Here is an 11,279-nt window from a genome sequence, read left to right as displayed (position 1 = left end):
GCCGGGTTACAGTGCTGTCCAGCCGCCATCGACCGAAATCGTGGTGCCGGTGATCTGCGCCGCCGCGTCCGAACATAGAAACGCGGCCGTGCCGCCCATCTGTTCGACGGTTGCAAACTCCTTCGATGGCTGGCGGGCCAGCATGACCTCGCGCACCACCTCGTCACGCTCCATCCCGTGGGTTTTCATCTGATCGGGGATCTGGCTTTCAACCAGCGGAGTCAGGACATATCCGGGGCAAATCGCGTTGCAGGTGATCGGGTCCTCCGCGGTCTCAAGCCCGATGGTCTTGGTCAGGCCGACAATACCGTGCTTGGCCGCGATATAGGCGGATTTATAGGGCGAAGCCGTCAGACCGTGGGCCGAGGCGATGTTGATCACCCGGCCCCACCCGGCCTTGCGCATCATGGGAAGCGCGGCTGCAATGGTATGGAAGGCCGATGTCAGGTTGATGGCGATGATCGCGTCCCATTTCTCGGTCGGAAAATCCTCGATCGGGGCGACGTGCTGGATTCCTGCGTTGTTGATCAGGATATCGCACTGGCCCGACTTCTCGATCAACGCGCGGCATTGATCAGCCTTCGACATATCGGCTTGGACATAGCGCGCGGTGACGCCGAATTCCTTGCCAATTTCGTCGGCCAATGCGTGATCTTCATCATTGTCGGTGAACGAGTTCAAAATCACATCAGCGCCCGCCCGCGCCATCTCGCGCGCGATCCCAAGCCCGATGCCCGAATTTGATCCGGTGATGACAGCGGTCTTGCCGTCCAGCGATGTCGTGATGGCCATGGTGATCCCTTCTCAGAAAACTGTTGTTGCGATGCAGCATACCTAAATGACTTTCTCGCGCCAGAGGTTTCACAGCATCGTGCCATTCGGCCAGTCAGGTTGGGATTGTGACAGAAAATTGCCTCCGATTCTGTGCCGCTCGCGCCCACCGGCCAGCACAGCCCATAGCCCAATTTTTGCCATAAAAAAAACGCCCGCACGAAGCGGGCGTTAAGTTATTGAGGCAGGTTTCATACAGGCAAGAAACCTATCGAGCAGTGACTTCTTTATAAGCGGTCTGGCGCCGCGTTCCAAGCTAAAAGTTTGAAAAGACTATTTTACGCCTTTAGAGTTTCCACAGATCAGGACCGGGACAAGAAGGAAAACCGCGCCGATGACATCATCCCTCATCCACAGAATTCACACCCTGGTCGGGGCGGTCTCGCTGTCGGTCATGACCGCGCAAATTGGGTCTGCCGAGCCTCAGCATGGCATAGCTATGTATGGCGACCCTGTCTTGCCACCGGATTTTGTGTCCCTGCCCCATGTGAACCCCGACGCCCCCAAGGGTGGAAAGATCATTTTCGCCGAGTCTGGCAGCTATGATTCGCTGCATCCGGTGATCCGCAAAGGCAGTGCGCCGTGGCAATTGCGCTTCATGTTGTTCGAAAGCCTGATGGGCCGCAGTTATGACGAGCCATTCACGCTTTACGGCCTTTTGGCCGAATCGGTCGAAACCGACGAGGCGCGCACATGGGTTGAATACACCCTGCGCGAAGGCACGACGTTTTCCGACGGCAGCCCCCTGACCATTGAAGACGTGATGTGGTCCTACGAGGTTCTGGGCACCCTTGGACACCCCCGCTATCACGGCGCCTGGGCCAAGGTCGAAACGATGGAGCAGACCGGCCCCCGCTCGGTCAAGTTCACTTTCAATGCCGAAGATCGCGAGTTGCCCTTGATCCTTGGAATGCGGCCCATTCTGAAAAAAGCACAGTGGCAGGAGCATGATTTCGAGGCGTCAGGCGTCGATGTCATCCCGATCGGGTCAACCCCTTACGTGATCGACGCCTTCGAACCCGGCCGTTATCTGACCCTGAAGCGCAATCCCGATTATTGGGGCAAGGATCTGCCTTTGATGCAGGGGCAAGCCAATCTCGATGAAATCCGGTTCGATTTTTACGGTGATGGGGACGTGACGTTCGAGGCTTTCAAGGCCGGCGAGGCCAACACCCACCGCGAAACCAACCTGCAAAAATGGCAGACCCAGTTCAACTTTCCCGCCGTTCAGTCCGGCGATATCGTGCTGTCGGACATTCCGCATGAGCGGCCCACAGGCATCATGGGTTACGTGATGAACACGCGCCGCCCGGCCTTTTCCAATATCCGTGTGCGCGATGCGATGATCCATGCGTTCAACTTTGAATTCATCAATCAAAGCCTCAATGCAGGCGCGAAGAAACGCATCCAGTCCTATTTCCACAACTCGGTGCTGGGGATGGCGCCGGGGAAACCCGCCGAAGGGCTGGTGCGCGAAATCCTCGCTCAATATGACGACCTGCCCGATGGAGCGGTCGAGGGCTATGCCCTGCCCGTCGCCGACGGGTCAGCCCGCAATCGCAAGGGCCTGCGCCGCGCCATGGCGCTGATGGAAGAGGCCGGATGGACCGTTCAAGAAGGCGTGATGAAGAACGCCGATGGTCAGCCTTTCACCTTCGAGATCCTGCTGAACACAGGATCTTCCGAGAACCGGCAGGAAATCGACCTTTTCGCCAGCGCGTTGGAGCGGTTGGGGGTTACGCCCACCATCACCTCGGTCGACAGTGCGCAATACAAGGAACGGACCAACGCATTCGATTTCGACATGGCCTATTACTGGCGCGCCTTGTCGCTGAGCCCCGGCAACGAGCAGAAGCTTTACTGGGGGTCCGAAAGTGCCGACAAGGAAGGCACCCGCAACTGGATGGGCGTCAAAAGCCCCGCCATCGACGGGTTGATCGACACCATGCTGAACGCCAAGGGGCAAGACGAGTTCCGCGCCGCCACCAAGGCACTGGACCGCGTGCTGACCACAGGCCGCTATGTGATCCCGCTGGGCTATACCGACCTGTCACATATCGCCCATGTGAAAGAGCTGAAATACCCGGAACGTGTGCCGATGTATGGTGACTATCTGGGCTTCCAGCCCGAGATCTGGTGGTGGCAGGAATAGCAGCCGTCTGCGCAGTCGGGTTGCCCGGCTGCGTTACTTGGATCAGTGTAAATGACGCTCTGGCAATACGCCTCAATTCGACGTGGCGAGCTTTGCCTCCAGAAACCCGAGGGTTCCGGCAAAGCTGCGCTTGATCCATTTCATCACCGACGGACGACGAATGACATAGTCGCGGGCCGAGGCTGCGAAGGCGCCATAGACCACGAAAACAACGAACGTCATCGCCATCAATACCGCCGCCAGCCATACCAGCGATGTGGTGGCGTGTGCTGCATCGGGTGCGATGAATTGCGGCAAGAAGGCCAAGAAAAATAGCGACAGCTTCGGGTTCAGCACGTTCAGCAACATACCCGATGCCGCGATGCAGGCCAGCGCGGCGGGCAGAATGCCAAGGGTGCATCCGGCAGCGGCGGCGATGCTGGCCCGGAACCCGCGCCCAAGGCCAACCGCAAGCGTATAAATGACGCCCGTGCCCGGCAACAACACAACCACCAGCGATATGAGCAGAAATTTGAAGGACATCAAAGCCCCTCGGTGTCTTTCATCACCGTTGGGGGAAACGGCGCACGGGTCAATCGGCGCCTTCGTTCAAACCAGCGACGTTACCCACAGGATCGTCGCGTCTTCGGCGCTGGTCGAGATCACGTTATGCCCCATCGAGGCGTCGTAATAGGCACTGTCGCCGCGCTTCATCTCGACCGGTTCATAGAATTCAGTGATTAGGCGGATCGCGCCGGTGAGGACATAGAGGAACTCTTCGCCGTCATGGCGCACCCAGCCGTCGAACTCGTCAAACGACCGCGCCCGCACCCGCGCGCGATAGGGCAGCATGGTTTTCTTGGTCAGCGCACCGGCCAGCAATTCATGCTCATAGGTGGTGGTGGCGTGGGCCGCCCCTTCGCCCGTTTTAGTCACAGTCATGCGGCCCGACACTTGTGCGGCCTTTGGCGCGGTGAACAATTGCGGCACCGAGATTTCCAGCCCGACTGCCAGTTTTTTCAATGCATCATAGGTGGGTGACATCTGACCGTTTTCGATCTTCGACAGGGTCGACCGGGCCAAGCCTGCCTGCCCTGCGGCTTGCTCTAACGTCCAGCCGCGCGATTTACGCAAATCGCGCACCCGCGCGCCAAGGTCCAGCGGGCTTGGGGCGGGTCGGTCGTCGCCATTTTCGCGGGCCAGTCGGATCAGGCTTGGTTGGTCGGGCTTTATCATGCCCTTTCAATACACCGAAACCGGGTTGATGCAACCGCGCGCCCTTGCAACTTCCGCACCCCCTTGGCACATCTGGACAATGTTATCAGAATTTCGCCCCACCGCCCCGCTGCCCGCCCCGCCAGATGCCTTCAACATGGCGCGGTATGTGCTGACCCATGCGTTAGATTTGGGCGACAAGACGGCCCTGTCGGTGGTGACGCCTGACGGGACGGGTGAAACACACTGGACCTTCGCCCAGCTTGACCGAGCGGTGCGCGGAGTCGCGGGCGGTTTGCTGGCGCAGGGGCTTGCACCGGACGACCGGGTGCTTTTGCGGCTGGGCAACACGGTGGATTTTCCGCTGGCCTTTCTGGGCGCGATTGCGGCGGGGTTGGTGCCGGTACCAACCTCATCCCAATTGACGCAAGCGGAAATTACCAAGATGTCGGCCATGGTCGCCCCACAACTGATCATTGCCGATGATGGGATTGCCCTGCCCGCTGACACGAACGCGCCAGTTCTGGATGTGGATGCGTTGCACGCACTGGCAAACCATGCGCCCGCCCCCTTTCACATGGGCGACCCAGAGCGTCCGGGCTATATCGTCTTCACCTCGGGCACCTCCGGCAAGGCGCGGGCTGTGGTTCACGCCCACCGCGCGATCTGGGCGCGGCAGATGATGTGGCAGGGCTGGTACGGTTTGACCCGCGATGACCGCTTGATGCACGCAGGCGCGTTCAACTGGACCTATACGCTGGGTACCGGGCTGATGGACCCGTGGTCGGTGGGTGCGACCGCGCTGATCCCGGCGGCGGGCACGACCTCGGCCCAGCTTGGCGGGCTTTTGGCGCGCGAGAAGGCGACGATATTTGCCGCCGCCCCCGGTGTCTATCGACAGATGTTGCGCAGCACTCTGCCCGCCCTGCCGGTCTTGCGCCATGGATTGTCTGCGGGCGAGAAACTGCCCGCGACCACGCGTTCACATTGGGGCGACGCAACCCGGACGCCGATCCATGAAGCCTATGGCATGTCGGAATGTTCGACCTTTATCTCGGGCGCGCCCAACCACCCGGCGCCCGACGGCACGTTGGGCTATCCGCAACCGGGACGGCATATCGCGGTGCTGGACGCGGATGGACAGATCACCCCGCGCGGCACGCCGGGCATCATGGCGGTGCACCGTAACGATCCGGGGCTGATGCTGGGCTATCTTGGCGCAAAACAGGATACAAAGAACCGCTTTTCCGGTGATTGGTTCCTGACCGGCGACACTGTCAGCATGGCCCCCGACAGCGCGATTACCTTCGAAGGGCGGTCTGACGATATCATGAACGCCGGTGGCTTTCGCGTCTCGCCGATCGAGGTCGAGGCCGCCATGGCCCTCCACCCCGGCGTCCACGAAGCCGCCTGCGCCGAGGTGGCCGTGAAGGATGACGCCACGATCATCGCTTGTTTCTATACGCCCGAAGCCAAGCCGGTGGCGCAGGATGCACTGTCGGCCCATGCCCACGCACAACTGGCGCACTATAAATGCCCGCGCCTGTTCATCCCCTTGAAGACCCTGCCGCGCGGCGCAAACAACAAGCTTTTACGCGCAACTCTGCGCGCCCAATTTGAGGCCGGATCACTCACCAAGCTGTGATCCGCGGCCCTTCCCATCCCTGACAATCCCCGATAGAGCTTCTGCCGAAGGGAGAGCCCAATGATCCGCCTTGATATCTTTTCCGACCCCATCTGCCCTTGGTGCTATATCGGCAAATCCCGACTGGACCGCGCGCTTGAGGCGCGGCCGGACCATCCGTTCAAGGTCGAATGGCATCCGTTCCAGCTGAACCCGGATATGCCCAAAGACGGCATGGAACGTCGTGCCTATCTGGAGGCAAAGTTCGGTGGGCAAGACAGTGCGGTGAAGGCCTATCTGCCGGTGATCACCGAGGCCGAATCCTCGGGGCTTGAAATCAATCTTGAGGGCATCAAACGCACCCCCAACACGCTGGATGCGCACCGATTGATCCATTGGGCGGGGATCGAATTCAAGCAGAACGCCGCCGTGGATCGCCTGTTTCGCGCCTATTTCATCGAGGGGGCCGACATTGGTGACCCTGCGGAACTGGTTAAGATCGCGTCCTCGATTGGCATGGATGGCGATGTTGTGGGTCGCCTTCTGGACTCTGACGCCGATGCAGAAGACATTCAGGCGCGCGATATGGATGCGCGCCGCAAAGGGGTCCAGTCCGTGCCGACCTTCGTCGTGGCCAATCAACACGTGGTGCCGGGCGCACAACCGACCGAGCTTTGGACGCAGGTGATTGATGACCTGACCGCGCAACTGGCCGCCGGGTCATCCGAAAGCCCGGCGCATTGATCACCCGATTTATTTCCCAGCATCTCTCACCACAAACGCCCCTGAAATTGAGGGAATATGTGCTGCTGATGGCGGCGCTGTTTTCCATGGTCGCGTTTTCAATCGACTCGATCCTGCCCGCCCTGCCCCAGATCGCCAACCTTCTGGTGCCAGACGACATCAACAAGGCACAGCTTCTGATCAGTGCCTTCGTCATTGGCGCGGGCCTTGGGCAGTTGGTCTTCGGCCCTCTGTCTGACAGCATGGGACGGCGCTTTTCGTTGTCGATGGGGATGCTTCTTTACATGAGTGCGGCATTCGCCGCCTTCTGGGCACAAACGCTTGAGGCGCTGTTATTCTGGCGCTTTGTCCAAGGTCTGGGGGCAGCGGGCCCGCGCAGCTGTGGCTTGGCGATGACGCGCGATCTGTATGACGGGCGCGAGATGGCGCGGGTCAACTCAATGGCATTTGGCTTTTTCGTCTTTGTGCCCGCAATTGCGCCGATGTTTGGGCAATGGGTGGTGCTGGGCTTTGGCTGGCGACACCTGTTCACCACCTACATCCTCGTGTCCGCGGCTATTCTTGCCTGGGTCCTGCTGCGCCAGCCCGAAACCCTGCCGACTGAGCGTCGCCGGCCCCTGTCACCCCGTCCGATCCTCGCCGCGTTTGGCGTGGTGCTCAGCACAAGAGTCACCCTGATTTACATGGGGGTGATCACGCTGGCCTTCGGGCAGCTAATGTCCTTCATCACATCAGCGCAGCAGATCTTTGTCGATGTCCTGGGGGCGGGCACGAATTTCCCCTATTACTTCGCGATGGTTACGGTGTTTTCGGCCATCTCAGGCTTTCTGAACGCCAAGTTGGTGATGCGGGTCGGTATGCGCAGATTGGCACAGGCAGGGTTCGCGGTGCAGACCGTGTTGGCGACGGTGACGCTGTTTTTATGGTGGTGGTTTTCGCCCGAGGGCGCATGGGCGCTATGGCTGTTCTGCGGCTGGGCGACGACGCTGTTTTTCCTGAACGGCCTGAGCTTTGGCAACCTGAACGCGCTGGCCATGCAGCCCTTGGGCCATGTGGCAGGCACCGCAAGCGCCGTGATCGGCGCATTGCCCACGGTGGCAGCGATGATGATCGCGGCACCCGTCGGGTTGGCGTTCAACCAAACACCCTTTCCGCTGCTGATCGGCGTGACGGTGTGTTCCACGCTCGCACTGACACTGATGCAACTGGATCGCGGCAACAATAGCTAGCCGCGCGCTGCCTTGGCCGCACCGGCCTTCTGCTTTGCCTCTTTGACTTTGATCGCCAGGTCCTGCGCGATGGCAAACGCCCCCTTGATCTTGTCCGAGGTCTTGCGCCAGTCGCGGCGCACCACGATCTTGTTGTCGCGCACCTTGGCCAAACCGTCTTGGGCGTGAATGAACTCCACCAACCCTTCGGGCGAGGCGAACTTGTCATTGTGGAACTGGATCGTCGCCCCTTTTGGTCCGCCGTCCAGCTTTGCGATGCCTGCACGCTTGCACATGCCCTTGATGCGCACCACCAGAAGCAATGTGTTCACCTCTTTCGGCAGGGGGCCGAAGCGGTCGATCAGCTCGGCGGCGAAGCCCTCAAGCTCGACTTTGGTGGACAGTGATGACAGGCGGCGATACAGCCCAAGACGCACATCAAGATCCGGCACGTAAGTATCTGGAATCAGGACAGGAACGCCCAGATTGATCTGCGGTGCCCATGTGCTGTCGGCATCCGACAGCCCTTCCAACTCGCCCGCTTTGATCTTGGCAATCGCCTCTTCCAGCATCTGCTGGTAAAGCTCATAGCCCACTTCGCGCATCTGGCCGGATTGTTCCTCGCCCACCAGATTGCCCGCGCCACGAATGTCCAGATCCTGACTGGCCAGCGTGAAGCCCGCACCCAACGCGTCCAGCGACCCAAGCACGCGCAGTCGTTTCTCAGCGGTGGGCGTCAGCGGCACACGTGGTTTGGTGGTTAGATAGGCGTAGGCACGGGTCTTCGACCGCCCCACCCGCCCCCTGATTTGATAAAGTTGCGCCAGTCCAAACATATCGGCGCGGTGGATCACCATCGTGTTCGCGGTCGGAATGTCGATGCCGCTTTCGACAATCGTGGTGGCCAGCAGCACATCGTATTTGCCGTCGTAAAAGGCGTTCATACGGCTGTCCAACTCGCCCGCCGCCATCTGACCATGCGCCACGACAAAAGATACTTCGGGGACGTGGTCGGTAAGGAATGCCTCGATCTCGGGAAGATCCTTGATCCGCGGCACCACAAAGAAGCTTTGGCCACCGCGGTAATGTTCGCGCAACAGCGCCTCGCGGATGGTGACGCCGTCAAACTCGGACACGTAAGTGCGGATCGACAGCCGGTCCACCGGCGGCGTGCCGATGATCGACAAATCACGCACACCTGACAGCGACATTTGCAGGGTGCGCGGGATCGGTGTGGCGGACAGGGTCAGCACATGCACATCCGAGCGCATTTCCTTCAGCCGTTCCTTATGCCCCACGCCAAAGCGTTGTTCTTCATCAACAATCAGCAACCCAAGGTTCTTGAACCTGACGTCCTTGGCAAGAAGTGCATGGGTGCCCACGACAATATCCATCGACCCGCGCGACATTCCTTCGCGGGTCAGTTTTGCCTCGCGTTGGCCCACGAAGCGGCTAAGCTGCCCGACCTCGATCGGGAAACCCCGGAACCGTTCGGCGAAGCTTTTGTAATGCTGCCTTGCCAGCAGCGTGGTGGGCGCGATGACCGCGACTTGCTGGCCGGACATGGCGGCGACGAAGGCCGCGCGCATCGCGACTTCGGTCTTGCCGAAACCTACATCGCCGCAGATCAGCCGGTCCATCGGGCGGCCTGACGACAGGTCATTCAGCACGTCTTCAATCGCGCCAAGCTGATCCTCGGTCTCTTGATACGGGAACCGGGCCGAGAACTCCTCCCACGCGTGGTGGGGCGCGTCCAGCACAGGCGCTTTTCGCAGCTCGCGTTCGGCGGCCAGACGTATCAGCTTGTCCGCAATTTCGCGGATGCGTTCCTTCAGCTTGGCCTTCTTGGCCTGCCACGCGCCGCCGCCCAGCTTGTCCAGAAGTCCGGTGTCCTGGCCGTATTTCGACAAAAGCTCGATGTTTTCAACCGGCAGGAACAGCCGATCCCCACCCGCATATTCCAGCGCAAGACATTCATGCGGCGCGCCCATGGCGGTGACGGTTTCAAGGCCGGTGAATTTGCCAACACCGTGATCCACGTGGACGATCAGATCACCAGCTGACAGGCCCTGCGCTTCGGTCAAGAAGTTTTCGGCCCGGCGTTTGCGTTTGGGGGCGCGGATCAGGCGGTCGCCCAACACGTCCTGTTCCGAAATCACCGTCAAATCCGGGCCTTCAAACCCGTGTTCCAGCGGCCAGACCGTCAGGTACACGCCGCCCTTGCCATCAGGCACATCGCGGAAATCGGTGATCCGGGTGGTGGCGATCAGGCCTTCATCTGACAGCAACCCCTGCAGTCGTTCGCGCGCGCCTTCGGAATACGATGCAACGATCACGGGCTGATCAATCTTTGCCTCAATATGATCTGTCAGTGATTTGAATAGATTTATGTTTTCCTGCTGACGCTCTGGCGCGAAATTGCGCCCAATACGTCCGCCGCCGTCCAGCACTCCTGCCCCAGTGGCCTGAGGCAACGCCGACAGTTGCACGACCCGCGTGTCGGCAAGCGTGCCCTCCCATGCCCCATCGTCCAGATATAACAGCCCCGGCGGACAGGGTTTATAGACCGTATCCATCCGGTTTTTTGCGGACATGGCGATCTTGCGGGTCTCGTACTGATCGACAATCGCATCCCACCGGCTGAGCCGTGCCGGGGTCAACTGGTCGTCCAGCATGACCGAGGCACCCGGCACGTAGTCGAAGATCGTCTCGAGCCGCTCGTGGAAGAACGGCAGCCAGTGTTCGTTCCCCTGATGCTTGCGCCCGGCCGAAATCGCTTCATAGAGCGGGTCGTCGGACCCGGCGGCGCCAAATTCGATACGGTAATTCTGACGAAACCGGGTCACGGCGGCCTCGTCCAGAATGACCTCGGACACGGGGGCTAGTTCGATGGTCTTCAGCGTGTCGGTGGTGCGCTGCGTGACCGGGTCAAACCGGCGGATACCGTCCAGCACGTCGCCGAACAGATCAAGCCGCACGGGGCCGTCATGGCCGGGTGCATAGATGTCAATGATCCCGCCCCGGATCGCGAAGTCACCCGGCTCCATCACCGTGGGCGCTTGCGAAAAGCCCATACGCACCAGAAACGCCCTGAGCGCATCGACGTCGATCTGGTGATCTACGCTTGCGGTGAAGGATGTCTCGTTTAGCAACGCACGTTCCGCCACCCGCTGCGTGGCCGCGTTCAGCGTGGTCAGAAGGGCGAACCGCCCCGAGATCTTGCCGGTCGCCAGTCCTGCCAGCGTCGCCATCCGCGTGGCCGAGATGGCCGCATTGGGCGACATACGATCATAGGGCAGACAATCCCAGCCCGGAAAGCGGATCGTGACCAGATCGGGGGCGAAGAAGTGCAGCGCGGCCTCCATCGCCGCCAATCGCTTGTCGTCGCGCGCCACATGCACCACGGGCCCATGCCCGCGCGCAAGTTCCTTGACCAGAAGTTTGGCGTCAAAGCCCTCGGGCGCGCCGGAAAGAAGCAGTTTGTCCATGTCGGGGAGTTAACCGCCTGTGGTCTGGTGTCAAGGGC

At 60.5% G+C, this 11,279-nt stretch carries 8 protein-coding genes; 4 read left to right on the top strand and 4 right to left on the bottom strand.

Annotation, left to right across the window (positions count from 1 at the left end; translation table 11 throughout):
- Positions 1–6: 6 nt before the first annotated feature.
- Positions 7–792, bottom strand: coding sequence for a 3-hydroxybutyrate dehydrogenase (locus MN186_RS01830; protein ID WP_242111121.1), 786 nt, complete (start codon positions 790–792; stop codon positions 7–9).
- A gap of 373 nt (positions 793–1,165) precedes the next feature.
- Between MN186_RS01830 and MN186_RS01825 the strand changes: the two genes are divergently transcribed.
- On the top strand, positions 1,166–2,983 hold the full coding sequence (locus MN186_RS01825) for an extracellular solute-binding protein (RefSeq protein WP_420838881.1): 1,818 nt from the start codon (positions 1,166–1,168) through the stop codon (positions 2,981–2,983).
- Positions 2,984–3,055: 72 nt separating this feature from the next.
- Here the strand turns inward: MN186_RS01825 and MN186_RS01820 are convergent, their stop codons facing one another.
- Complete coding sequence (locus MN186_RS01820; RefSeq protein WP_338024979.1) at positions 3,056–3,505, bottom strand: LysE family translocator; 450 nt, start codon at positions 3,503–3,505, stop codon at positions 3,056–3,058.
- A gap of 66 nt (positions 3,506–3,571) precedes the next feature.
- A complete protein-coding gene (locus MN186_RS01815; RefSeq protein ID WP_242111119.1) occupies positions 3,572–4,198 on the bottom strand; it encodes a helix-turn-helix domain-containing protein in 627 nt (208 codons plus the stop codon).
- A gap of 79 nt (positions 4,199–4,277) precedes the next feature.
- On the opposite strand from MN186_RS01815, the gene MN186_RS01810 reads away from it, so the two are divergent.
- From MN186_RS01810 to MN186_RS01800, 3 genes are read left to right on the top strand one after another with little or no spacing between them, the layout of a single operon-like run.
- Positions 4,278–5,822 (top strand): class I adenylate-forming enzyme family protein, encoded by a 1,545-nt coding sequence (locus MN186_RS01810; protein ID WP_242111118.1) that lies wholly within the window; start codon positions 4,278–4,280, stop codon positions 5,820–5,822.
- A 60-nt stretch (positions 5,823–5,882) separates the two neighbouring features.
- Positions 5,883–6,545 (top strand): DsbA family oxidoreductase, encoded by a 663-nt coding sequence (locus tag MN186_RS01805; protein WP_242111117.1) that lies wholly within the window; start codon positions 5,883–5,885, stop codon positions 6,543–6,545.
- Positions 6,546–6,592: 47 nt separating this feature from the next.
- Positions 6,593–7,774, top strand: coding sequence for a multidrug effflux MFS transporter (locus MN186_RS01800; protein ID WP_242111116.1), 1,182 nt, complete (start codon positions 6,593–6,595; stop codon positions 7,772–7,774).
- On the opposite strand, the gene mfd is transcribed toward MN186_RS01800, so the two are convergent.
- Positions 7,771–11,241 carry a transcription-repair coupling factor gene (gene mfd / locus MN186_RS01795; protein WP_242111115.1) on the bottom strand — a complete coding sequence of 1,157 codons (3,471 nt, stop codon included), beginning with the start codon at positions 11,239–11,241 and terminating at the stop codon, positions 7,771–7,773. The genes MN186_RS01800 and mfd overlap by 4 nt on opposite strands.
- Positions 11,242–11,279 lie beyond the last annotated feature (38 nt).

It is taken from the genome of Aliiroseovarius sediminis (genome assembly GCF_022678485.1).
GTDB lineage: Bacteria > Pseudomonadota > Alphaproteobacteria > Rhodobacterales > Rhodobacteraceae > Aliiroseovarius > Aliiroseovarius sediminis.
Note: the sequence above shows the minus strand (reverse complement) of the source record. Positions and strands in the feature narration are given on the sequence as shown.

What these genes read in the sequence shown, in the direction of transcription:
- MN186_RS01830 (WP_242111121.1), bottom strand. Translation starts at nt 792, where the DNA reads ATGGCCATCACGACATCGCTGGACGGCAAGACCGCTGTCATCACCGGA.
- MN186_RS01825 (WP_420838881.1), top strand. Translation starts at nt 1,166, where the DNA reads ATGACATCATCCCTCATCCACAGAATTCACACCCTGGTCGGGGCGGTC.
- MN186_RS01820 (WP_338024979.1), bottom strand. Translation starts at nt 3,505, where the DNA reads ATGTCCTTCAAATTTCTGCTCATATCGCTGGTGGTTGTGTTGTTGCCG.
- MN186_RS01815 (WP_242111119.1), bottom strand. Translation starts at nt 4,198, where the DNA reads ATGATAAAGCCCGACCAACCAAGCCTGATCCGACTGGCCCGCGAAAAT.
- MN186_RS01810 (WP_242111118.1), top strand. Translation starts at nt 4,278, where the DNA reads ATGTTATCAGAATTTCGCCCCACCGCCCCGCTGCCCGCCCCGCCAGAT.
- MN186_RS01805 (WP_242111117.1), top strand. Translation starts at nt 5,883, where the DNA reads ATGATCCGCCTTGATATCTTTTCCGACCCCATCTGCCCTTGGTGCTAT.
- mfd (WP_242111115.1), bottom strand. Translation starts at nt 11,241, where the DNA reads ATGGACAAACTGCTTCTTTCCGGCGCGCCCGAGGGCTTTGACGCCAAA.